The sequence below is a fragment of the Gymnodinialimonas phycosphaerae genome (assembly GCF_019195455.1).
Lineage (GTDB): Bacteria > Pseudomonadota > Alphaproteobacteria > Rhodobacterales > Rhodobacteraceae > Gymnodinialimonas > Gymnodinialimonas phycosphaerae.
Map to the genome: position 1 here is coordinate 2,600,481 of NZ_JAIMBW010000001.1, position 22,109 is coordinate 2,622,589.

21 protein-coding genes are annotated in these 22,109 nt (G+C 61.0%); 12 read left to right on the top strand and 9 right to left on the bottom strand.

Features of this window, described 5'->3' with window-relative positions:
• Positions 1-49: 49 nt before the first annotated feature.
• Genes KUL25_RS12920 through KUL25_RS12935 form a run of 4 tightly spaced genes read left to right on the top strand, consistent with a single transcriptional unit; the run spans position 50 to position 5,067 of the window.
• The gene (locus tag KUL25_RS12920) at positions 50-559 is read left to right on the top strand and encodes a MarR family winged helix-turn-helix transcriptional regulator (RefSeq protein WP_257893316.1); all 510 of its coding nucleotides are present in this window, start codon (positions 50-52) and stop codon (positions 557-559) included.
• The gene (locus KUL25_RS12925; RefSeq protein ID WP_257893317.1) at positions 556-2,202 is read left to right on the top strand and encodes a sulfatase-like hydrolase/transferase; all 1,647 of its coding nucleotides are present in this window, start codon (positions 556-558) and stop codon (positions 2,200-2,202) included. Before KUL25_RS12920 ends, KUL25_RS12925 begins: the two co-directional genes overlap by 4 nt.
• Before the next feature lie 19 nt (positions 2,203-2,221).
• A complete protein-coding gene (uxaC, locus tag KUL25_RS12930; protein ID WP_257893318.1) occupies positions 2,222-3,628 on the top strand; it encodes a glucuronate isomerase in 1,407 nt (468 codons plus the stop codon).
• Positions 3,625-5,067, top strand: coding sequence for a mannitol dehydrogenase family protein (locus KUL25_RS12935; protein WP_257893319.1), 1,443 nt, complete (start codon positions 3,625-3,627; stop codon positions 5,065-5,067). Before uxaC ends, KUL25_RS12935 begins: the two co-directional genes overlap by 4 nt.
• Positions 5,068-5,095: 28 nt before the next feature.
• On the opposite strand, the gene uxuA is transcribed toward KUL25_RS12935, so the two are convergent.
• Positions 5,096-6,244, bottom strand: a complete 1,149-nt coding sequence (uxuA, locus tag KUL25_RS12940) for a mannonate dehydratase (protein ID WP_257893320.1) — start codon at positions 6,242-6,244, stop codon at positions 5,096-5,098.
• A gap of 174 nt (positions 6,245-6,418) precedes the next feature.
• On the opposite strand from uxuA, the gene KUL25_RS12945 reads away from it, so the two are divergent.
• The 6 genes from KUL25_RS12945 (at position 6,419) to KUL25_RS12970 (ending at position 9,897) form a co-directional block, all read left to right on the top strand.
• On the top strand, positions 6,419-6,730 hold the full coding sequence (locus tag KUL25_RS12945; RefSeq protein WP_257893321.1) for a cupin domain-containing protein: 312 nt from the start codon (positions 6,419-6,421) through the stop codon (positions 6,728-6,730).
• Between the two features lie 26 nt (positions 6,731-6,756).
• Positions 6,757-7,584: a 5-dehydro-4-deoxy-D-glucuronate isomerase gene (kduI, locus tag KUL25_RS12950; RefSeq protein ID WP_257893322.1), complete on the top strand. Its 828-nt coding sequence runs from the start codon at positions 6,757-6,759 to the stop codon at positions 7,582-7,584.
• Positions 7,581-8,306 (top strand): 2-dehydro-3-deoxy-D-gluconate 5-dehydrogenase KduD, encoded by a 726-nt coding sequence (gene kduD / locus KUL25_RS12955; protein WP_257893323.1) that lies wholly within the window; start codon positions 7,581-7,583, stop codon positions 8,304-8,306. The genes kduI and kduD overlap by 4 nt, the downstream gene beginning before the upstream one ends.
• A 10-nt stretch (positions 8,307-8,316) precedes the next feature.
• Positions 8,317-8,853, top strand: coding sequence for a GNAT family N-acetyltransferase (locus tag KUL25_RS12960; RefSeq protein ID WP_257893324.1), 537 nt, complete (start codon positions 8,317-8,319; stop codon positions 8,851-8,853).
• A gap of 93 nt (positions 8,854-8,946) precedes the next feature.
• On the top strand, positions 8,947-9,315 hold the full coding sequence (locus KUL25_RS12965; protein WP_257893325.1) for a GNAT family N-acetyltransferase: 369 nt from the start codon (positions 8,947-8,949) through the stop codon (positions 9,313-9,315).
• Positions 9,316-9,345: 30 nt separating this feature from the next.
• The gene (locus tag KUL25_RS12970) at positions 9,346-9,897 is read left to right on the top strand and encodes a GNAT family N-acetyltransferase (RefSeq protein WP_257893326.1); all 552 of its coding nucleotides are present in this window, start codon (positions 9,346-9,348) and stop codon (positions 9,895-9,897) included.
• Here KUL25_RS12970 and KUL25_RS12975 read toward each other — a convergent pair.
• The 7 genes from KUL25_RS12975 to KUL25_RS13005 form a co-directional block, all read right to left on the bottom strand.
• Positions 9,894-10,331 carry a DUF2262 domain-containing protein gene (locus KUL25_RS12975; protein ID WP_257893327.1) on the bottom strand — a complete coding sequence of 146 codons (438 nt, stop codon included), beginning with the start codon at positions 10,329-10,331 and terminating at the stop codon, positions 9,894-9,896. The two genes, KUL25_RS12970 and KUL25_RS12975, sit on opposite strands and share 4 nt — an antisense overlap.
• A 460-nt stretch (positions 10,332-10,791) precedes the next feature.
• The gene (locus KUL25_RS12980; protein WP_068359607.1) at positions 10,792-11,535 is read right to left on the bottom strand and encodes an SDR family NAD(P)-dependent oxidoreductase; all 744 of its coding nucleotides are present in this window, start codon (positions 11,533-11,535) and stop codon (positions 10,792-10,794) included.
• A gap of 31 nt (positions 11,536-11,566) precedes the next feature.
• Positions 11,567-13,882, bottom strand: a complete 2,316-nt coding sequence (locus tag KUL25_RS12985; RefSeq protein WP_257893328.1) for a DUF4962 domain-containing protein — start codon at positions 13,880-13,882, stop codon at positions 11,567-11,569.
• Between the two features lie 89 nt (positions 13,883-13,971).
• On the bottom strand, positions 13,972-15,537 hold the full coding sequence (locus tag KUL25_RS12990) for a type 2 periplasmic-binding domain-containing protein (protein ID WP_257893329.1): 1,566 nt from the start codon (positions 15,535-15,537) through the stop codon (positions 13,972-13,974).
• Between the two features lie 30 nt (positions 15,538-15,567).
• Entirely contained in the window at positions 15,568-16,449 is an 882-nt protein-coding gene (locus KUL25_RS12995) for a carbohydrate ABC transporter permease (protein WP_257893330.1), read from the bottom strand.
• A 12-nt stretch (positions 16,450-16,461) separates the two neighbouring features.
• A complete protein-coding gene (locus KUL25_RS13000) occupies positions 16,462-17,463 on the bottom strand; it encodes an ABC transporter permease (RefSeq protein ID WP_257893331.1) in 1,002 nt (333 codons plus the stop codon).
• Positions 17,460-18,563: an ABC transporter ATP-binding protein gene (locus KUL25_RS13005; protein WP_257893332.1), complete on the bottom strand. Its 1,104-nt coding sequence runs from the start codon at positions 18,561-18,563 to the stop codon at positions 17,460-17,462. The genes KUL25_RS13000 and KUL25_RS13005 overlap by 4 nt, the downstream gene beginning before the upstream one ends.
• Before the next feature lie 149 nt (positions 18,564-18,712).
• Between KUL25_RS13005 and KUL25_RS13010 the strand changes: the two genes are divergently transcribed.
• Both KUL25_RS13010 and KUL25_RS13015 read left to right on the top strand, forming a co-directional pair.
• Positions 18,713-19,975, top strand: coding sequence for an enolase C-terminal domain-like protein (locus KUL25_RS13010; protein WP_257893333.1), 1,263 nt, complete (start codon positions 18,713-18,715; stop codon positions 19,973-19,975).
• A gap of 94 nt (positions 19,976-20,069) precedes the next feature.
• The gene (locus KUL25_RS13015; protein WP_257893334.1) at positions 20,070-20,756 is read left to right on the top strand and encodes a GntR family transcriptional regulator; all 687 of its coding nucleotides are present in this window, start codon (positions 20,070-20,072) and stop codon (positions 20,754-20,756) included.
• Here the strand turns inward: KUL25_RS13015 and KUL25_RS13020 are convergent.
• A complete protein-coding gene (locus tag KUL25_RS13020) occupies positions 20,753-22,102 on the bottom strand; it encodes an MATE family efflux transporter (RefSeq protein ID WP_257893335.1) in 1,350 nt (449 codons plus the stop codon). The genes KUL25_RS13015 and KUL25_RS13020 overlap by 4 nt on opposite strands.
• Positions 22,103-22,109 lie beyond the last annotated feature (7 nt).

Genomic DNA, 22,109 nt, shown 5'->3' on the forward strand with positions numbered 1-22,109 from the left:
CTTGTCACCTAATATTTCGTGGTGTTGAGTGTTGAGGTTGGAGGCACCCATGGATTTGAAGACTGAACACCGCGCCAAGCGCATCGCCGCACGCAAGGCCAGACAGGACAAAAACCTCTTTGGTCGCATGTCGGCAGCCGTCATCGCCTCACGTGGGCAAGCGCAACGGCTGCTCAAATCCTCCGCTGGCCTGTCCATCACCGAATGGCGGGTCCTGTGGGACTTGTCCGAGGCGGGCCCCCTCAGCATTCAGGACATGGCCTCCATTCAGCGCACCGATCATTCGCTGATCAGCCGCGCCTTGCCGAAGATGATCGAAAAGGGCTGGGTCGAGGCCGTGCGCAACAGAGACGACAAACGTCAGTCTCTTGTCGAGTTGACCAGCGCCGGTGCGCAAGTCTTCGCCACAGCCGCGCCGACGATGAAGCGACGCAGGGACAGCCTGGCAGAAGAATTCACCCCGCAGGAGTTGCAGACTTTTTTGCACCTGTTGGATCGGTTCGAGCACGTACTGGAGCACCCGATCCCCGTCGCGCCCCAATTGGAGAAGTCACCATGACCGATCGCCCCAACGTCCTGTGGATCATGGCCGACCAACTGCGCTTCGATTACCTCAGCTGCTACGGCCACCCGCATCTGCACACGCCCCACATCGACGCGTTGGCCGCACGCGGGGTGCGGTTCACCAACGCCTACGTGCAGTCCCCCGTCTGCGGCCCCTCGCGCATGTCCGCCTACACAGGCCGCTATGTCCGCAGCCATGGCTCGACGTGGAACGGGATGCCCCTGCGGGTGGGCGAGCCGACCCTTGGCGATCACCTGCGAGAGGCAGGCGCCCGAGCGGTTCTGGTGGGCAAGACCCACATGACCGCCGATATGGAAGGGATGGCCTGGCTTGGCATCGATCCAGCCAGCGAGATAGGCGTGCGCCGCTCTGAATGCGGGTTCGAACCGTTCGAGCGAGACGACGGCTTGCATCCCGATAGCGCTCGGCAAGGGTGGTCGGCCTATGACGACTACCTCGTGTCGCAGGGCTACGACAGTGCCAATCCTTGGGGCGATTTCGCCAATTCCGGCGTCGACGACGACGGAGAGCTTCTGTCGGCATGGCTCCTGAAGAATTCCCGCCTCGCGGCCAACGTCCCGGAAGAGCATTCGGAAACTGCCTACATGACCGATCGTGCCATGGATTTCATGGAATCCGCGATGCAGGACGGGCGGCCCTGGATGTGCCACCTCAGCTACATCAAGCCCCATTGGCCCTACATCGTACCGGCCCCTTACCACGATATGTATGACGAACGGCACATCATCGATCCCGTTCGCTCGGACGCTGAACGCGACACAGCCCACCCGCTGATGCGCGCCTATCTGGACGCCCGCGTTTGCCGCAGTTTCTCACGCGATCACGTCCGCGAGCATGTCATCCCCGCCTACATGGGCCTGATCAAGCAACTTGACGACAACTTGGGCCGGCTTTTCGCATGGATGGATGACAAGGGATTGAGCGAGAACACCATCATCGCCTTCACATCCGATCACGGGGATTACATGGGCGATCACTGGATGGGCGACAAGGATTTCTACCACGAGATGGCAGTCAAGGTGCCCCTGATCCTTTCCGACCCGCGCCCGGAGGCCGCGGCTACGCGCGGGGACGTCTCGGACGCATTGGTGGAAATGATCGACCTCGCGCCAACCTTCATGCACGCCCTCGGATGCGAGCCAAAGCCCCACATCATAGAAGGCCGGGACCTGACGCCGATCCTTCACGGCACCAACGGTTTCGCGCGTAGCTACGTGATCAGCGAACACGACTACCATTGGTCGGAAATGGCCCGCAGCCTCGATGTGCCGCAAGAAGACGCACACACCCTGATGATCCATGATGGCCGTTGGAAATACATCCGCTGCGAAGGCTTCGACCCGATCCTGTTTGACCTGAAGTCAGACCCGATGGAACTGGTCGACCTGGGGACCTCAGACGCGGAGGATCACGTAGATGTCCGCGCACGTATGGAGGCGGCCTTGCTGAGTTGGGGCCTCCAGCACCATTCCCGGATCACGGCCACACCCGCCGTCCTGGCCCGTCAGAAAACGGCGGCCAAATCCGGCATTCTGATCGGCTTCTGGGACGCGGCGGAATATGAGGCGGATACCGGCTTTCCTTTCAGTGACCTGACCCCGAAAGGGAAGCCCTGACGCAAGGGCGCTGCCTGACATGCCCCTGACCGATCCTGATCGATTGTTCCCCTTGGATGCCCGCCTGAGATCGCTGGCGCGCGCCCTTTATGGAAGCGTCAAGGACCTGCCGATCATCAGTCCCCACGGCCATTGCGACCCTCGCTGGTTCGCCGAGAACACGCGCTTCCCCAACCCCGCCGAGCTGTTCATCGTACCCGACGACTACGTGTTTCGGATGCTGCTCAGCCAGGGCATCGCGATGCCCGATCTTGGGCTGCCACGGGTCGATGGCGGGCCGTCCAAGGCGGATCCCCGGGCGATCTGGCATCTGTGGGCGCGCAACATGCACCTGTTTCGGGGGACACCCACGGCAATGTGGCTCGACCATGCGTTCGAGCATGTGTTCGGGTTGGATGTGGTTCTGTCAGAGCAGACGGCAGACGCGTGTTACGACCATATCGAAACGCGGCTGGCGCAGGATGCCATGCGGCCCCGCGCGTTGTTCGAGCGGTTCAATATCGAGGTTCTGGCCACCACAGAAGGCGCGCTGGATGACCTGAGATGGCACAAGATGATCCGCGACAGCGGCTGGACGGGCCGTATCGTGACGACCTATCGCCCCGACGCCGTGGTCGACCCGGAGTTCGAAGGCTTCGCCGCAAACGTCACGCGGCTTGGCGAGATCACCGGAGAAGACACCACAACATGGGAGGGCTACCTGAAGGCCCACCGAACGCGGCGCGCCTCGTTCAAGACGTTTGGGGCGACGGCAACGGACCACGGCCACCCCACCGCGCGAACCGAGGATCTGCTCCGCCCGCAGGCGGAAGCATTGTTTCAGAAGGCGCTGTCAGGGAGGTGCACCGCAGCGGAGGCCGACGTTTTCCGGGGCCAGATGCTGACCGAGATGGCGCGGATGAGCCTAGAGGATGGACTGGTGATGCAGATCCACCCGGGATCACGGCGCAACCACTCGGCCCGCGTCTTCGCGCAGCATGGCCGTAACATGGGTTTCGATATTCCGGGGCGCACCAACTACGTGGACGCGTTGAAACCCTTGTTGGATGCGGTGGGGATGGAACCCGCCCTGACGATCGTTCTCTTCACACTTGATGAGACATCCTACGGGCGCGAATTGGCACCGCTGGCGGGCGCCTATCCGGCCCTGCGCCTCGGGCCACCATGGTGGTTCTTTGACAGCTTCGAGGGGATCAAGCGCTTCCGTGAGACCACGACCGAAACCTGCGGCTTCTACAACACCGTGGGCTTCAACGACGATACACGGGCGTTCTGCTCCATCCCCGCGCGCCACGACGTCGCCCGGCGCACAGATTGCGCCTATCTGGCGGAGTTGGTGGGCACGGGACGGTTGCGCGAAAACGAAGCCTTTGAGGTCGCCCACGACCTGACCTATCGCCTCGCCAAAGAGGCGTACCGCCTATGAAACCGCCGCGACTGACGCGCACCGGCGATGCCGCCCCCCCGGGCATCGTACATTTCGGCCCCGGCGCGTTCTTCCGCGCCCATCTGGCCCCCTATACTGATGAGGCCCTGCAGGCCGCAGGCGGCGATTGGGGGATTGTCGCGGTCTCGCTGAAAAGCCCCACCGCCCGGGATCAATTAGCCCCTCAGGGCGGCGTCTACACCTCCGTCGCCCTCGCGGCAGATGGGATGGCGCCAAAGGTCATTTCCGCCATCACCGACGTTCTTGTTGCGCCGGAAGACCCCGACGCGGTCATCGATGTGCTGGCAGACCCAGCAATCCGAATTGTATCCCTGACGATCACCGAAAAGGGCTATGGCTATGATCCGGCAACCGGCGGCCTTGATCCCGCTCATCCAGACATCGCCCATGACTTGTCCAATCCAAATTTCCCGACATCTGCCATCGGATTCATCGTGGCGGGGCTAGAAGTGCGGCGCCAATCCGACACGCCGCCCTTTGCCGTGCTGTCGTGCGACAACCTCCCGTCGAACGGCGCGCTGACCCGTGCCGTGACCCTGGATTTCGCGCGCCGCGTCTCCCCTGACATTGCGGATTGGATAGCGGCCGAAGTCTCCTTCCCCTCCACGATGGTCGACCGCATCACACCCGCCACGACCGACGCGAACCGGGCGGCGCTTGTGGACCTCACCGGCACCATGGATTCCGCCGCCGTCTTTCACGAACCCTTCCGCCAATGGGTGATCGAGGATGATTTCCCCACCGGGCGCCCCGAGTGGGAGGCAGCAGGCGCGCAACTGGTGCGTAATGTCGAGGCCCATGAACTGATGAAACTGCGGTGTCTGAACGGCACCCATTCGGCGCTGGCCTACCTTGGCTATCTTGCGGGGTACGAAACCATCGCCGACACCGTCGCGAACCCCAATTTCGCGCGGTTCTGCGAGGTTCTGTGGCGCGAAGAAATTACCCCAACGGTGCCCAAGCCGGAGGGCGAGGACCTGTCCGCCTATTGCGCCACCCTGATGCGACGCTACCGCGATCCGGCAATCCGGCATCGGACATGGCAGATCGCTATGGATGGCAGCCAGAAGTTGCCGCAGAGATTACTGGGAACAATCGCCGACACACTCGCGATGGGGCGCGTTCCGCACGGGCTCTGCCTCGCGGTGGCGGGATGGATGCGCTACGTGGGCGCGGTGGACGAGGACGGCCAGCCCATCGATGTGCGCGACCCTATGGCAGAGCGCTTGCAAGCGGCGGGAACGGTCGAGGCCTTGCTTGCGATACGAGAGATATTTTCGGAGAATTTGGTCGTCCAGTCAGATTTCCGTGACGGCGTGCGGGCCGCCTACCGCGCCTTGGAGCGGGATGGCGCGCGTGCGACAGTGCGTGCTTTCGTGGCGGCGCACGAAAATGGGCTTGCGAACGATCAGGATTGAGCCGGGCCCACAGGGCCAACACGTGGCGTCAGCCGCGCGCGGCGATGACACCGCGTAGCTCGGCCAAGCCACGAAGACGGCCGATCAGGGGATAGCCGGGATGGGTTTGACGGCCCGTATCGCTCAGCAGGTCATGGCCGTGATCGGGGCGGAAGGGAATGACGGTGTCGCGGCGGCTTTCCGCCTTCAACAACTCATCAATGACGGCGACCATGTCGGTGTCCCCCTCCAGATGCGCCGCTTCCTGAAAGGACCCATCGGGGTCCTTGGCGACATTGCGCAGATGGGCGAAGGGGATGCGGTCGCCAAAGCGCCGGACGATATTTGGAAGGTCGTTCGCCGGGTTCGCCCCGAGAGAGCCAGTGCAAAGCGTCAACCCGTTTTCAGGCGTGTCCACGGCATCCAGAAGCCAGGCGATGTCGTCCGCGTCCGACACAATACGCGGAAGACCAAGAATATCGCGGGGCGGGTCATCTGGGTGGATGCCCATCGCCATGCCGAGGTCTTGCGCGGTCGGAATAACCTCTTCGAGAAACCGTTTGAGATTGGCCCGCAAGTCTGCGCGGGATAGGCCATCATACGCGCGCAGGGCGCTGCGCAGCTTTCGGATGTCGTAGCGATCATAGGCTCCAGGCAGGCCCGACATGACGGCGGCCAACAACTCGGCGTGTTGCGCCTCGGTCGCGCCCTCGAACCAGCTGCGGGCGGCGGCGAGCACCTCGGCACTGTAGGTATCCTCTGCACCGGCGCGCTTGACCATATGCACCTCGAACGCGGCCATCTTTGCGGCCTCGAACCGAAGGCAAGTACCGCCGCGCGGCAGGGGATGGGCAAGGTCGGTACGGGTCCAGTCCAACAACGGCATGAAGTTATAGCAGATTGTACGGACCCCGTTGGTCGCAAGGTTGGCCATGGATTGGCGATAATTGGCAAACAAGCCGCTTAGATCGCCCTCGCCGCGCTTGATCGCCTCATGGATGGGAAGGCTTTCGACCACGTCCCATGTGAAGCCTGCGTCCGTTATCTGTGCGTTGCGTGCGGCGATGGCCTCTGCGCTCCAGACCTCGCCATAGGGAATTTCGTGTAATGCCGTCACGATTCCGGCCGCGCCGGTTTGCGCAATCTCCGGCAATGTCAGCGCATCTAGGGACCCGAACCAACGCCACGTTTCCCGCATTTCAACGCCCCTCATCGCTGTAAGACCCGAGATCGTTCATCGGGACCGAGCCGCACCCCTGCAACCCAGCACTCGCGCCAATGGCGCGCATGCCGACGCACATTCTACTTTCATTGTCCAAACTGGTATACTATCATACCAGATAGGAAAAGCCCGGAATGAAAGAGTAGGACCATGGCAGAATTCCCCATCGTGGAGGCGGGCAAAAACGTCACGCGTCAGGTGCTTGCAGATCATCCTGACCTGATGGTCGTGGCGTTCACGTTCGGCGCTGAAGGCGCGGAGGGCGCGCTACACAACCACGTCCACGTCCAGTCCACCTTCGTCGAAAGCGGGCGCTTTCGCTTCACGCTGGATGGCGAGCCGATGGAAATCGGCCCCGGGGATAGCTTCGTGATCCCCTCCAACGCGGTCCATGGCTGCGTGTGCTTGGAACCCGGGCGCCTCGTGGATTGCTTCACGCCCCGCCGCGACGACTTTCTGTAACGCCCTGACCCTGCAAGGACGACCCCATGACCCTGAAAACCGAGACGCGCTACGCCATTGATCCTGCCCACACCAAGACGCTCGACACCGAGGGGCTGCGCAGCCATTTCCACAAGGATGGGCTGTTCGCGGAGGGGGAGATCAACCTCGTCTACACGCACTATGACCGCTTGATCCTTGGCTCTGCCGTGCCGGGCGCGGGCACGCTGACGCTGGATCACATGGCAGAGACCGGGACGCCGAATTTCCTCGATCGCCGCGAGATGGGCATCTTGAACATCGGTGACACGGGACAGGTCAGCGTCGGCGGCGACACCCACACATTGGAGCGGGGTGAACTGCTCTACATCGGAATGGGTGCGGGCGCGGTAACATTCTCGGGCGCGGGTCGGTTCTATATCACCTCTTCGCCCGCCCACCGCACCTGCCCCACCAAGCTGATCAAACTGGACCAGGCGCGCCGGGTCGAGTTGGGATCTCGCGAGGCGGCCAATGAGCGGGTGATCATCCAATTCCTTCATCCTGAGGTTTGTGAGACCTGTCAGCTGTTGATGGGCTACACGCAGTTCGCGCCCGGGTCCTTGTGGAACACGATGCCCGCGCACCTGCACGATCGCCGGATGGAGGCCTACCTCTATTTCGACGTCCCCGAGGACGCACGCGTCTTCCACTTCATGGGCAAACCTGAAGAAACCCGGCATCTGGTGATGGCCAATGAAGAGGCCGTGATCTCTCCGCCGTGGTCGATTCACTGCGGTGCGGGCACCTCGGCCTATACGTTCTGCTGGACGATGGCGGGCGACAACGTCGACTTCGCCGACATGGACATGGTCGGCATGGACGCATTGCGATGACCCCTTTCTCGCTGGACGGACAAACGGCGCTGGTGACGGGGGCCAACACGGGCATCGGACAGGCGATTGCCGTGGCCATGGGTCGTGCCGGTGCCCATGTAATCTGTGCGGGGCGATCGTCGTGTGACGAGACGGTTGCCATGATCGAGAAGGCCGAGGCGCTGACGCTCGACTTTGCCGATCCAATGGCGGCAAAAGATGTGTTCGCCGCGCGCCGGGTCGATATCCTCGTCAACAATGCGGGCATTATCCGGCGTGACGATATCGTCGATTTCTCCGAAGCCGATTGGGATGCCGTCCTGGACGTGAACCTGAAGGCCGCGTTCTTCACCTGCCAGGCATTCGCCCGCGCCGCCCTGCCACGCGGCGCCGGGAAGATCGTCAACATCGCGTCCCTGTTGTCGTTTCAAGGCGGCATCCGCGTACCAAGCTACACCGCTTCCAAGCACGGGATTGCCGGGCTGACCAAGATCATGTGCAACGAGTGGGCGGCGAAGGGCATCAACGTCAACGCCATTGCACCGGGCTATATCGAGACGAACAACACTGAGGCCCTGCGCGCAGACCCGGATCGCAACAAGGCCATTTTGGATCGCATCCCTGCGGGCCGCTGGGGCAAGGCCGATGACATCGCCGAGACGGCAGTGTTCCTGTCCTCGCCTGCGGCAAATTACATTCACGGCGCGGTGCTGAACGTGGACGGCGGGTGGCTGGCGCGCTAGGCTGACTAACATGGACATCGTGTCGTTCGACAACCTTGAGGTCCCGCCGGATCTTAAAGCCTGTGCCGATGCGCTGCTGCGCGAGGCTAATGGGCAAGACGGCGACGCTGATGATGTGGAAGTAGATACAGACGGCAACCCGCCGGAGGCTTACCGCGCGTTTCTGGCCGTGGACGCGTCCGGCAAAGTCGTCGGACACCTCGCCGCGTACATCCGGGGCGTGGACCAAGGCAGCGCTTCCATGACCGTCGGCATGATCGGCAACGTCGCGACGCGCAAGACCTTTCGGCGACGCGGGATCGCAAAGTCTTTGGTGGACGCGTCCCATCGGTACTTCCGGGATGCGGGGGCCCGGTTCTCGATACTGTTTGCCTACGATCTACCGGTCTATGTGTCCTATGGGTATCGGCTGATGCGCGATCAGGTGACGTTCGTAGAGCGCGCCGCAGCGGTCAAGACGTGCGTCCTTCCCGGCAGTATGCTGTGCGAATTGACGACGCGCCCCCAGCGTGCGGGCACCGTCAATCTAACCGGACCCCCGGTATGAGAGGCCGCGTGTGATGACCCCATGATCCGCCCTGCGACACAGGATGATGTGGTCGCAATTGCAGACATCTCGCGGCTTGCGCGCACAACGGCAATGCCTTGGCTGCCGGTTCTGCATGCCATTGAAGGGGACCGAAAGCTCTTCGACACCCGCGTGTTGCCGCAGGACGATGTGGTCGTCGCCGAAACAGATGGCGTGATCGCGGGCTTCATGGCCCGCCACGGGGACTGGATCGAGCATCTTTATATCGCCCCCGCCCACCAGCGGCAGGGTTTGGGCGCAGCCTTCATCGCTCGCGCAAAGGCACAGGTGCCTTACCTGCAACTGTGGGTTTTCGCCAGAAACCACGCGGCGCAAACCTTCTACGCCGCCCACGGATTTGAAGAGGTCGAACGGACCGATGGGCAAAACAATGAAGAGAAGACCCCCGACATCCGCATGGAATGGCGTGCCCTCTCATGACGTGTCATGCGTTGCCAGGGGAAAACCGTGATGCCTGAACCCTACGATATTCGCCCAGAGGTCCGCCGGGACCACGTCGCAATCGACGCGGTTCACAATGCGGCGTTCGGCAGTGATGCTGACATCCCCGCCCTTGTCCGTGACCTGCGCGCCGCAGACGCGCCGTTCCCAACACTTTCCGTCGTGGCAACTCATGACGGGACGGCGGTCGGACACGTCATGGCGTCCCACGCGTGGCTCGACGGACCACGCGAGTTGATTGACGTCCTGGTCCTCAGCCCCCTTGGCGTGCATCCGGCGCACCAGCGCAAAGGGCTTGGCACCGCGTTGATAGCTGCGGTGCTGCGTGCCGCAGAGGGCAAAGGCGCGCCGATGGTTCTGTTGGAAGGCAGCCCCGGATACTACGGCGCGCGTGGGTTTGAACCGGCAAGTGCGCAAGACATCCGCCGCCCATCCCTGCGCATCCCATCGCCCGCTTTCCAGGTGGCCACCCTGCCCGCCTACACGCCGGATATGACCGGCACGTTTATCTACCGCGATGTACATTGGCGCCACGGGGTGGGTCTTTACAAGACGTCCTAGCCGAACAGCGAGACATCCGCATCCTTCATCGGCAACCCGTCAAAGGATTGCACGAAGATGCTGTGGCCGCCAAAAAGATCCGCGTCGTCAAAACAGAATTGCACCATTGCGCCAGTCACGGACGCGCTGACAAGGCCGTTCGTTTGCTGAAATTCGGTCTTGGTCAGGAGGGGGCCGTCAACCTCTCGGTACGTCCCGTCACCGTTCGCTTCGTAGACCGAGCGCCAGTCATTATTGTACCGCTCCAGCAGGTGATCCGCCGCGATGGCGCTGGCCTCTGCTTCCAGAACTTCCAATGTCTTCCCAACCGTCTGCGCGATGACGAGGCTGGTCTCAAGGTCCGGCCCGTCCGGATCGATGCGAAGGGGAACCGAGCGCCCATGCAACGGGATCGTCGCGATCAGGCATCCGGCTAGTTTGGGATCTTTGACCAATGGTCCCAGCACTGGATCAACGCGCGAGGCTTCCCCGGACGCTCTGCCCGAGCGCCCCTTGGCGTTCGGCGATATCAATCGTTGGATCCACGCTTTGAGTTTGTGCACGACATCCGCCTCTGAACCGATGGGTTGGCCCCAACCGAACAACATCCTGCCAATGATGTCGACATTTGTACCGGCACTGAACGCGCTGTCCATGTACGCAGGCTGTCTGAGATGGCTGTGCACCGTCCGAGCAACAGTACAGCGTGTCCCTGCAGTCCCGCCGCTCCTGTTCCGGATCCGGGTCCTAGCCGAGCGTCCTTCAGGCCCGGCGTCGCGTTTCAGGACACTGACCCAGCGGATTGCCGACCACTATCACGCAAGGCCGCAACTATCGTTGGCCTGGGAATTGATCGAACTGATGGCCCAGGCGATAGGACGAACGGTGAAATCGCCTGGACCGTGGCTTTTCATATCAGCTGAACAGCATCCCGCCGTTGATGTCGATGTTGGTGCCGGTCATGAATGCGCTGTCCTCACAGGCAAGAAACAGGACGAGGTTCGCCACATCCATCGGCACGCCTTGCCGTTTCACGGGGGCGTTTGCCTCGAACGCGCGGCGGCCCGCGTCGGGTGTGTGGATGTTGTGGAAATCCGTATCGACCATGCCGGGGCACAGACCGTTGACGCGCACGTCCGGCCCAAGTTCCTTCGCCAAGCCCCGCGTCATCGTCATCACCGCGCCCTTGGAGGACGCATAAGCGACCGAGCCGGGGCCACCGCCATCACGCGCCGCTTGGCTGGCGAGGTTGACGATCGTGCCCTTACCCATGTGCGGGCCCACGGCCTTGACCATCAGGAAGGTACTGGTCACGTTCAGGGCCATCACGTCGTTCCAATGCTCCAGCGACATCTCGGCGAAGGTCTTGCGCGCGATCAGGCCGCCAGAGTTGTTGACCAGCACATCGACGGACCCGAATTCTTCAACCGTTTTCCCCACGAGCGTGTCCACGCCCTCTTGTGTGGTAAGATCGCCCTGCACGGCGATCGCCTTGCCGCCAGCGGCCGTGATTTCGGCCACTGTTTCGTCCGCGCCTTTGGAGCTTGCGAAGTAGTTTATCGCGACGTTCGCGCCTTCCGATGCCAGCAGGACAGCGCATGCGCGTCCAATGTCGCGCCCGCCGCCGGTGATGATTGCTGTTTTGCCCGCAAGTTTCATGGTGTTTTCCTTTTGTTGTTACAGATCTGGCCTAGGCGCCAACATCGAAAGTCTTGGGAACGACAACCTTGAAGCTTTGGTCGTCTGCATCAGTGAAATAGAGGTCGCAGTCGTAGCCCTGGTCATCCAGGAAGCTGAACACGCGGCGTGGGTCGCTGTTGGGATACGGCACCAGAAGCGTGGCGATCCGGTGGCGCGTGGCCTTGGGGAACTTGGCCGTCAGGCAGGTGCTGACGGGCAAGCCTTCGAATTCCGCCGGGTCCACACCGGGGAAGCCGGTGTTCTGGCTCAACGTCGGCTGGCCTGCCTCGGACCACAGGAATTTGCCGTAGAAGCCGGCACGCTCTCCGGCGTAACGGAAGGTGCTGTCGCCCAGGGTCATGGGCGCATTGGCGTGCAGCAGCCAGTAGATCTCCACCGGATCGGAGGCGTCGACATTGTCGACGATCACGAAATACTGGTTGCGCACGAAATAGACGTCGCGGGTAACGGATGTGACCTCGGGCGACATCGTGCGGTAAGCCGCCGTCGCATCTCCTTGCATGAAGATGTGATCTTCGCGCGCCTCGGCCACGTTGATTTGTCCGGCCGAGGCCATCGCCATGACCTTGTCCTTGCCCGCGTATTGACCCTTCCCGTTGATCAGGATCGCGTTCTTCGACACCGTTTGCCGCCGCCACGCCTGGTGCATGGTGGAATTGAACGCGACGTAGTGGCCTGATTGAATGGCCAGGTCCTCACCAAAACCCGCCAGACAGAAGGCGTTCTGGTCGCCGTGGGAGTGGCTGATTGAGCCGTAGGGCGAAGATTTCATTACGAACTGGATGTGGTTATCGGGGTCCTGCATCCGGTGCTGGATCGCGGCCCACCCAATGCCCTTGAACCAGCGCAACTGATCGTCATCGGAAGGCGGAACGGCCTCGACCACCGGGAAATCGGTGCGGTAGGCCAGTTCGTCAAAATTGAAGTCCCACCAGCCCCAATTGTAGAATGCCATTTCAGTGCCCGGATTGGTGCGCTTGATCTCGTCATAATACCATTGATACGCGCCGTTGCCCGTGACGCCCGCGAACTGACGCAGGTTGTAGCCGATCTTGACCGAGGGCAGATCACCCATGGTGCTGTCATCGCCAAAGGTGGCGCGCTTCGTGTCTGGGGCCTTCGTGTAAAGCGGAAAATCGCCCGTGCGCTGGAAGAACGGGCGCTGGTAAAGATCGATGCCGGAATAGCCCTTCAGCAGGTTCGCGGCGTCGATCAGGTAGGCCATTCCCGTCATCCAGTAGTGCGGCCCCTCGGCCCAACCTCCATCGGCATCGCCCCAGGGCGAATAAACGGTGGATAGGAACTCGACGGAGTAATGCAACCAATCCTTCGCCTCGGGCGCGTCATCCAAAAGCGCGATGCAGGCGGGGATCAGGACGGCAGAGACGGCGCGGACGGCATGGCTGTCGAACGGGAACAGCTGGATGTTGGCGTTCTTGATGATGTGATCGGCGGTCTCGCGGGTGCGAGCCAGAAGCGCCTCGCGCACGGTCGCCCGTTCGTCTTCGGTCACCTGATCGAACAACCAGTCATAGCCCCACGCCAGCGCAAGGTTCACGCGGAACGCCCATTCGTCGGTGTAGGCGCGGGACGTGGTGCCCGTGGGGTTCCAGGACGCCGCCTCCAGCAACCACGCCTTGGCGTGGTCGAGCATCGCCTGATCATTAGTCACCTTTCCGCCCACCGCGAGGTGACGGATCGCGTAGAGAAGTTCCTGACAGTCGATATAGGTCTGCCGCCAGATCGGCGCGGTGCGCTTGTGGCCGGGGTAGCCTGCGGGCTCGGCCATGACATCACGGTCCATCCAAGGCGTCACGGACTTCTCATAGAAGATGTTCCATGTATGGGTTGTGGGATCAGCGGCCACCTCCTTGCGGAAGCTATCCAGCCGTTCCGGCGTGAGCCACAGGCGCGGATGCGCGCGGGTGGTTTTGGCGAAGCGGTCGGCGCGCGAGGGCAGCGGTGTCTCGGGCAAGCCCTCGGTGATGGTGAATGTGCGCGAAGTGCTCCACGCGGTTACGGGCATGCCCTTGGCGTCGCACACGGCGTAGGACCAGTAATACTCACCCGCCGGAAAGGTCACATCGGGGGTGAAGAAATTCAGCGGGATGTCTGCGAATGTCTCGGTCGCCTTGGCCGGGTAAGATGCGTCCGCACTTACGCGCAGCACAAATCGCGCCTCATCCTCGATCACGGGAAGCCATGTAAAACGTGGCGGATTCTCGGTGATCACGTGGCCCGCATCAGGAGCGTACTGGATCGTGAGACGGCCTGTCTTCGGCTCATCAAGCATGGGGGCGGTCATCTGGACACTCTCGGAAATAGGGGTGGTGACGTAGGCGATTTGGGCGTGCGGCCCGGTGACAGGCCGCACGCCGGATTGCTTAGGCGGCTTTAGCCGTACTGGCGGGCGTAGGCGGAGTTCATCACTTCGATGACCTGGTCGTAGCCCATGTCGTTGAGGGTCTCGATGTAGTCGGCCCAATCCTCTTCAACGTCGCCGGATCCAAGGATCCACGCCTGCTGACGCTCCAGCATGTAGGTGCGGATAGACGGCCAATACCGGTCATAGATCGCCTGCTCTTGCTGGTTGAACGCCACGCCCAGGAACTGGTCAACCAGCAGGTCGTTGGCGGAATACAACTCGATGCCCTCGCGAGCAGCCTCCGCCGTCCACTGCCATTCGTAGCGGTAGTCCTGCCAGTAGCCGCGCTGGATCTGCGCGCCTTCCAGATACATCTGGCTGTTGACGGCCTGATCGGAATTCAACACCTCGTCGGTGAAGATCGGCTCTCCATCGACCATGTTCCACGTGCGGCCTTCAACGCCGAAGTTGGCAAGGTTGCGGCCTTCTTCGGTGAACCAGAAGTCAAAGTACCGGATCGTCTCGATCACGTGCTCGTTGGAATAGCTGATCGCCCAACCATCGGGCTTGATCGGGATGCGACGATGCTCTTCCATGCGCACACCACCGGCGGAGGCAGGCGGCAAGAACGGGATGAAGTTGAAGCCCGGAACGGCTTCCGCCAACGCAGAATTGTAGCCGGACGTCGACGCAAACCAATCATGGGTCATACCGCCAAGGTTCTCGGACAGGAGGTAGTCCCGCGAGGAGGAACCGCGCGTGAAGATCTCGGGATCAATCAGGCCTTCCTCATACCACTGAGCGATGTTGGACAGGCCCACGCGATAGGCGTCCTGCGCATAGGGGTGAACGATCTCACCTGCATCGTTGACGTAGAAATCGTGGTAGGTGTCAGAGCCGGACGACCGGGCGTCCCACAGCGTCAACAGGCGGTTCACCTCTTGCCACTGACGCGCGAAGTACGGAATCTCGTCCGCTTCGCCGTTGCCGTTGGGATCGCCATCGCGGAACGCAACCAGCGTGGTGTAGAGCTCGTCCACGTTTTGCGGCTGCTCAAGACCAAGCGCATCCAGCCAGTCCTGACGGATAAACCACGCGCGGCCGAATTCACCATCGGGCAGGTATGGAATATAGTAATAATTGCCGTCATAGGCCGAGATCGCGGCTTGAAGATCCGGGTTTTCATCCCAGAACGCCTGTATATTCGGCGCATGCTCTGCGACCAGATCGTTGAGCGGCAGGAACGCGCCCTCGGGCCCGAACTGGTTGACTGGCTGTTGGATCAGGTGCCCGCCGACGATGTCGGGCATCTCGCCCATCGCCAGAAGCAGGTTCATCGCTTCGCCACTGTCGGTGGTGTTCGCGCCCATGGTGTCGTCGACCAGGCTGATGCCGGTCAAGCGACGCGCTTCCAGCTCGACCGGATAGATCTCGCTGGTTTCGCCGCCAACGCCGTAGCCTTGGGCACGGGGCCAGTGCATGTGGATCGTCAGCTCAAGCGGCTCTTCCACGATCATCAGATGGCCGTCTGCGAAGACGGGGCTGGTCAGCGCCGTTGTCGCCAGAATGGCCGAGGCTAGTGAAACTTTACGCATGGTAGTCCTCCCTATATGCGGTAGTTCAGGTTATTCCTTCACGCCGCCCAACATGATGCCCTTGCTGAAATACTTCTGCAGGAACGGGTAGATGAGCAGGATGGGGATGATCGAACAGACAATGATCGCAGCACTGACGGTCTCGAACGAATAGGTGGCATCCAAGAGCGTCGCGGCGAATTCCTCGTCGTCGCTGAGCTCCAGAATGACATGGCGCAGGTAAACTTGCAGCGGGATCTTGTCCTCGTCTTGCAACAACACCATGGCCCAGAAGAAGCCGTTCCAGCGCGACACGATGCAGAACAACGCGACCGTGGCGATCGCGGGCTTGGAGAGTGGCATGTAGACCTTCCACAGCACCTGGAATTCATTGGCGCCGTCCATACGGGCGGCCTCTTCGAACGATTGCGGGATACCCTCGAAGAAGTTGCGCAAAAGGATGATGTTGAAGCCGTTTACGGCGAAGCCGATGATGATGCCGAAATAGCTGTCCAGCAGCCCCAGATCGCGCATGTTCAGGAAGAACGGGATCATGCCGGCGTGAAACCACATGGTGAACGCCACCATCAGGTTCCAGAAACGGCGCCCGTACAGCTGGCGGCGCGACAGGGCGTAGGCGCCGGGGATGATGAACGCGAGGCTCATCAGCGTGCCGCCGATGGTGTAGATGAACGTGTTACCGTAGCTGACCCAGAACATCCGCTCGGACAGGACCTGGGCGTAGGCGTCCAGTGTGAAGCCTACCGGCGTCAGAACCACGTTGCCCGCCCGCGCCTCGAAACCGGTGCTCATCGACAGGGACGCGATGTAGATGAAAGGATAAAGCGCCGAGATCGTGAAAACCGCGATCAGGAACATGTTGAGAATGACGAAGGCTTTGTCACCGCGCGAATAGAGGTTCATGTTGGCCATGGCTCTGTCCCCCTACCACAAGGATGTGCGCGAATAGCGCTTGGAAATTGCGTTGGCGCTCATCACCAGGACGAAGGCCACGACCGCGTTGAACAGGCCCGCGGCGGCAGCAAGGTCGTATTGGCCGCCCTGCAAGCCCTGACGATAAATGAACGTGTTCACGACGTCCGCCGTCTCGTAGGTGGCGGGCTGATAGAGCAGGATGATCATCTCGAAGCTGACTTCGAGCATGTTGCCGATGCGGATGATCAGCATGATGATGATCGTTGGCAGGATCGACGGGATGGTGATCTTCCACATCATCTGCCAGCGGCTGGCACCATCCACCACGGCGGATTCATAGAGCGTCGGTGAGACACCCGCGATAGCCGCGAGGTAAACGATGGATTGGAACCCGGCCTCTTGCCAGATCGTAGTGCCGACAAAGATCGGCCTGAACCATTCGGGCCGCGTCAAGAAGTAGATCGACTCACCGCCGAACCATTCCAGTACCGTGTTGACGATACCCGCCGAGGGCGAGAAGCCCGTGATCACGATGCCCGCGATGATCACGGATGAGATGAAGTGCGGCAGGTAGACGATGGTTTGCGCCGTCTTCTTGAACCATTCGCGCAGGATCTCATTAAACATAAGCGCAAGAATGATCGGCATCGGGAAACCGAACAGCAGGCTTAGGCCCGAGATATAAATGGTATTGCGAAGGGCGCGGAGGAATTGGTCGTTGTTGAAAAGCGTCTCGAAATGCTCGAACCCGATCCACGGGCTGGCGGCGACGCCGCGGAAGACCGAATAATCCCTGAACGCGATCTGAAGTCCGTACATCGGCTTGTAAAGGAAGACGAGCAGCCAGATGATCGTGGGGATCAGCATGGCGTAGAGCTGCCATTCCCGCTTCAGGTGGTCCCCAACCCGCACCATGCGGCTGGGGCGTGTTGTGTGCAGAGCCTCTTTGGCAAGTAAAACGGTCTCTTCCGTCTTGCCGGGGCCGCCAACATTTGTGCCCGGGGTACTCATGCGACACGCGTTTGGCCGGACAGGGCCAATCCAGTTTGCGCGTCGAAGACCTTGATCAGATCCGGCTGCGCCGTGAAACCTGTCACGGCATCCAGCTTTTCGATGTTGCCGAGTGTCTCGGTTCGGATCACGAAGGGCTCTCCGCCGACGGTCATGTGTAACAACGCCTCGGAACCGAGCGTTTCGACAAGGTCCAGATCGCCCATCACAGCCCCATCGGTAGCGTCCGTCACGATCTGGCTATACTCGGGCCTGATGCCGACGATCACTTCGCGACCCACTGCGTTTTGCAGGCCCGACAGTGGCGCAAGCGCGATCTTCTGCCCCGCGAATTCCGCCATCGGCCCATTGGTCCCATCGGCAATCGTCGCCTTGATCTGGTTCATCGGGGGCGCCCCCAGGAAGCCCGCGACGAAGGCATTGGCGGGATTGAGGAAAAGCTCCATCGGGGTGCCGATCTGCTCGATCCGGCCGTCATTCATCACGACGATCCGGTCCGCCAGCGTCATTGCCTCCACCTGATCGTGGGTCACGTAGATGCTGGTCACGCCAAGGCGTTTGTGCAGGCGCTTGATCTCGGCGCGCATCTGGGTGCGCAGCTTCGCGTCAAGGTTCGAGAGCGGTTCATCAAAGAGGAAAACCTTGGGGCGGCGCACGATGGCACGACCCATGGCAACGCGCTGACGCTGACCACCGGACAGGTCTGCGGGCCGACGTTCAAGGTACTCTTTCAGGCCCAGAATACCTGCGACTTCCTCGATCGAGTCCTCGATGACCTGCTTGCTCTCCTTGCGGATGCGCAGGCCGAAGGCGATATTTTCGGCCACGTTGAGATGCGGGTAAAGCGCGTAGTTCTGAAACACCATCGCGACATCGCGATCTTTGGGAGCGACCCGGTTCATCACACGGCCGTCAATCGTCAGATCGCCGTCCGAAATTTCTTCCAGGCCAGCAATCATCCGCAGCGTTGTGGACTTGCCACAACCAGACGGGCCAACGAGGACCACGAACTCTTGTTCCTGCACCTCAAGATCAATCCCGTGAACGACCTGGACCGCGCCATACGCCTTCACGATGTTCTTCAAGATAACGCCGGACATGGCCCCTCCCCGAGCTTGAATATACGCCCCCATCCCAGCAGGATGATTCGCGCTCCCTCAAGTGGTATACTAGTTTGCTTAATCTGGAATACTAGTATTGATTTTTTCTTTTTGAGTGGCCTAGGGTGAGTAACCCGAGGAGTCACCGCATGAGAATTACTGAGGTTATCGTCACACCGATCGCGATCCCGGACGTGCCCCTGGCAAACACCAAGGGCGTGCATCCGTCGGTATTTCTGCGCGCCGTCATCGAGGTGAAAACAGACACCGGCCTTGTCGGTCTGGGCGAGGCCTATGGCGCAAAGCGTACGCTGACGGGCTTGCAGACCGTGGCCCCCACGCTTGAGGGGCTAGATCCCTATGATCTGCGCGACTTGCGTCGCCGCGTGGAACAAGCGCTGCCAAACAGCGGTGGCGTGAACGCCCCCACGGCCCTGGCCGATCACAAGGTGATCGACGTCGTCTATTCGGCCTACGAGATCGCCTTGCTGGACATTCGCGGCAAGGAAGTTGGGCGCCCGCTTTACGACCTGCTTGGCGGCGCCGTGCGCAAGACGATCCCTTTCGGCGGTTATCTCTTCTACAAGTTCGCCAAGCAGGATCTGACCTTCGGCCCCGATATCATGGGAGAGGTCATGACGCCCGACACCCTTGTGGCGCAGGCCCGCGAATTTGCGGCCGAGTACGGCTTCAAATCCTGGAAGTTGAAGGGCGGCGTCCTGCATCCCGACGAAGAAGTCGAAACGCTTTTGAAGTTGCGAGAGGTCTTCCCCAACGACGGCCTGCGCATCGACCCGATGGGGGGCTGGACCGTTGAGACCTCTCTTAAGGTGATCGACCAGCTTGGCGGCACCGCGGGGGGCGTTCTGGAATACCTTGAAGACCCGGTGCGTGGGATGGACGCAATGTCGGAGCTGTCGGCACAAACTGATCTGCCATTGGCCACCAATCTTGTGGTGGTGGAGTTCGAGCAAATCATTGAGGCCGTCAAGAAAGACGCCGTGCAGATCGTGCTGTCGGATCATCATTATTGGCGCGGTGCGACGGGGGCCGTTCATCTGGGCGAGATCTGCCGTGCGGCAGGATTGGGCGTGTCGATGCACTCCAACTCTCACCTCGGGATATCGTTGGCCGCGATGCGCCACGTGGCCGCCGCCACCCCGAACCTGACCTATGATTGCGACACCCATTACCCCTGGTCGACGAAAGAGATCATCAAGGGCGGTCGCCCGACGTTCAGGAACGGGACGCTACAGGTGCCCGAGGGGCCCGGACTTGGGGTGGAGCTGGACCACGAAGCCGTGGCCGAGCTTCATGCGTTGTACAACAATGCCATGGTGAAGGACCGCGACGACACGGACGAGATGATGAAATACATTCCGGATTATGTCCGCAAAGTGCCCAGATGGTAGACGTTAGCTGCTTGAAGTGCTGGCCATTGCCGACGAAAGGCTGGTCATTCGGAAAACCGCGAATTATGTCCGAACTCGAAAGGAAGGCCCAAACATGGCATCAGTAGTGCGCGCCAGAGATCGCAAGACCAGCGTCGATGTGGTGTTCGATCACCTCTACAGTTCGATCGTGAAGCTTGAATTGCTTCCCGGCGACAAAATCTCGGAAGCAGAGATCGCAGCGCAGTTCGGCGTGTCTCGGCAACCGGTTCGGGATGCCTTCAGCCGTCTTGAGAACCTTGATCTGCTGCTGATCCAACCGCAGAAGGCCACCGAGGTCAAACGGTTCTCTTTGCATGAAATTACAAAGTCGCGTTTTGTGCGGGCAAGTGTCGAAGCAGAGGTTCTGCGCCGGGCCGCCAAGGAAGCGACACCTGCGGATGGGACTTTGCTGGACGCCTGCCTTGCACAGCAGGCGGAGGTCGTCGCGACCTTGGACTTTGAGGCATTCGGCAAGCTGGACTACGAATTTCACGAGACGTTGTGCAAAGTGGCCAAGGTGGAATTCGCCTTCGAGGTAATCTCTTTCGAGAAGGCCAATGTCGACCGGCTGTGCATGCTGAGCATTTCCACCAAGGAAGATCGGATGGAGCAATTGCTGGCGGATCACACGGCCATCGCGGATTGCGTGAAAGCCGGTGACGGCGAAGGGGCAGTGGCGGCCGGGATGATCCATCTGTCACGGCTGGATGCGACGATCCAGAAAATCTGCAAAGACAACCCCGACTACTTCGAAGCCTAGACGTCGTCGACGTTCGCCCGTTTCCAATCGCCGCGCCAAAGCCGCCTGTGGAACATCGGAAGCTTTACGATCTCTTCCATCAGAAACAGCGAAAACACCCAGGCCACGGGGACGTCCCACACAAGCACAAGCAGCAGCGTCATGGGCACCTTGAACAGCCATTGCGACGCCACGAAGATGTTCATGACACGCAAGGTATCCCCTGCGGCCCGCAGGGTTTGGCCACAGATGGCGTTCGAGCCCTTTGGGAATGGCAAAAGCAGTAGCGTCGGCAAGAACATCCAAAGAGCGGCGCGCGTCTCGACCTCCAACCCCGCGTAGATCCACGGCGACAGCAGGCATAGAACCAGGTACATTCCCGAGACGACGGCGGCGGCCACGAATGCCGCCCGCCATGCCCGGCTGAGGAACGTGTCCAATGTAGCCTCATCTGCCCCGGCGCCCAAAAGCTGCGCCACCAGAATGCCCGTCGCCTGCGCCCAACTCATGCCGAAGGTTCCCGCGACCTGAACCCATGGCATGATAAGCGTAATCGCCGCGAAATCATTGATGCTCATCCGGGCATAGATCAACACGCACACCTGCGTGCCGATTGTCATGCTGAGGAACGTGCCCGCGATGGGGAGCGAAAAGAGCAAATGGCGCTTGAATGCCATGGCGAAGCTGTCCCGCAACCAGCCTTTCACGTCGAGGAACAACCGGTTCTCGCGGAAGAATTTGACCCCCATGAACATGACCCGCGTCAGCGAGGCGATGGCGCTTCCATATGCAGCCCCCGCCACCCCAAGCTCTGGCGCGCCGTAGAGGCCGTAGATAAGGATGATGCTTGCGCCGATGTTGATCGGCATGGCGATCAGATAGCTGTAGAAGGTCACGCGCGGGTTGCCGCATCCGTTGAAGTGGCTGCCCAGGCATTGGCCGATCGCTTCTGCGAAGACGACGATCAGAAAGACCTGCAGATACGACATGGCCTGAGCAGCAATCCAGTCAGTCTGGGCCGCGCTTTCAATCACCGCGCGCCCGAATAGCGCCACAAGGCCTACGCCGATCAGGACCGATCCCAAATTGATCACCAACCCGCAATAAAACGCTGTCTTCAATCTTACCTGCCCGGTCGCTCCGAACGACTGGGCGATCCGGATTTGGGTCGCGTTCGAGAAGGCAAAGAGGATTCCTAGCAATAGCCCCACCAATGCACCGGCCAACCCCATTGCGGCCAATGCCTCTTCCCCAAGGGCCGAGATCAGGTAGGCGTCGATCACAACGATGCCGTGCAGCATCAACGCCTTGAGCGTCAGCGGCCAGGCTACGGCGTAGATCGCCGAAACGTTTGGGGCAGTCGTCATATCGGGG

What these genes read in the sequence shown, in the direction of transcription:
- KUL25_RS12920 (WP_257893316.1), top strand. Translation starts at nt 50, where the DNA reads ATGGATTTGAAGACTGAACACCGCGCCAAGCGCATCGCCGCACGCAAG.
- KUL25_RS12925 (WP_257893317.1), top strand. Translation starts at nt 556, where the DNA reads ATGACCGATCGCCCCAACGTCCTGTGGATCATGGCCGACCAACTGCGC.
- uxaC (WP_257893318.1), top strand. Translation starts at nt 2,222, where the DNA reads ATGCCCCTGACCGATCCTGATCGATTGTTCCCCTTGGATGCCCGCCTG.
- KUL25_RS12935 (WP_257893319.1), top strand. Translation starts at nt 3,625, where the DNA reads ATGAAACCGCCGCGACTGACGCGCACCGGCGATGCCGCCCCCCCGGGC.
- uxuA (WP_257893320.1), bottom strand. Translation starts at nt 6,244, where the DNA reads ATGCGGGAAACGTGGCGTTGGTTCGGGTCCCTAGATGCGCTGACATTG.
- KUL25_RS12945 (WP_257893321.1), top strand. Translation starts at nt 6,419, where the DNA reads ATGGCAGAATTCCCCATCGTGGAGGCGGGCAAAAACGTCACGCGTCAG.
- kduI (WP_257893322.1), top strand. Translation starts at nt 6,757, where the DNA reads ATGACCCTGAAAACCGAGACGCGCTACGCCATTGATCCTGCCCACACC.
- kduD (WP_257893323.1), top strand. Translation starts at nt 7,581, where the DNA reads ATGACCCCTTTCTCGCTGGACGGACAAACGGCGCTGGTGACGGGGGCC.
- KUL25_RS12960 (WP_257893324.1), top strand. Translation starts at nt 8,317, where the DNA reads ATGGACATCGTGTCGTTCGACAACCTTGAGGTCCCGCCGGATCTTAAA.
- KUL25_RS12965 (WP_257893325.1), top strand. Translation starts at nt 8,947, where the DNA reads ATGCCTTGGCTGCCGGTTCTGCATGCCATTGAAGGGGACCGAAAGCTC.
- KUL25_RS12970 (WP_257893326.1), top strand. Translation starts at nt 9,346, where the DNA reads ATGCCTGAACCCTACGATATTCGCCCAGAGGTCCGCCGGGACCACGTC.
- KUL25_RS12980 (WP_068359607.1), bottom strand. Translation starts at nt 11,535, where the DNA reads ATGAAACTTGCGGGCAAAACAGCAATCATCACCGGCGGCGGGCGCGAC.
- KUL25_RS12985 (WP_257893328.1), bottom strand. Translation starts at nt 13,882, where the DNA reads ATGACCGCCCCCATGCTTGATGAGCCGAAGACAGGCCGTCTCACGATC.
- KUL25_RS12990 (WP_257893329.1), bottom strand. Translation starts at nt 15,537, where the DNA reads ATGCGTAAAGTTTCACTAGCCTCGGCCATTCTGGCGACAACGGCGCTG.
- KUL25_RS12995 (WP_257893330.1), bottom strand. Translation starts at nt 16,449, where the DNA reads ATGGCCAACATGAACCTCTATTCGCGCGGTGACAAAGCCTTCGTCATT.
- KUL25_RS13000 (WP_257893331.1), bottom strand. Translation starts at nt 17,463, where the DNA reads ATGAGTACCCCGGGCACAAATGTTGGCGGCCCCGGCAAGACGGAAGAG.
- KUL25_RS13005 (WP_257893332.1), bottom strand. Translation starts at nt 18,563, where the DNA reads ATGTCCGGCGTTATCTTGAAGAACATCGTGAAGGCGTATGGCGCGGTC.
- KUL25_RS13010 (WP_257893333.1), top strand. Translation starts at nt 18,713, where the DNA reads ATGAGAATTACTGAGGTTATCGTCACACCGATCGCGATCCCGGACGTG.
- KUL25_RS13015 (WP_257893334.1), top strand. Translation starts at nt 20,070, where the DNA reads ATGGCATCAGTAGTGCGCGCCAGAGATCGCAAGACCAGCGTCGATGTG.
- KUL25_RS13020 (WP_257893335.1), bottom strand. Translation starts at nt 22,102, where the DNA reads ATGACGACTGCCCCAAACGTTTCGGCGATCTACGCCGTAGCCTGGCCG.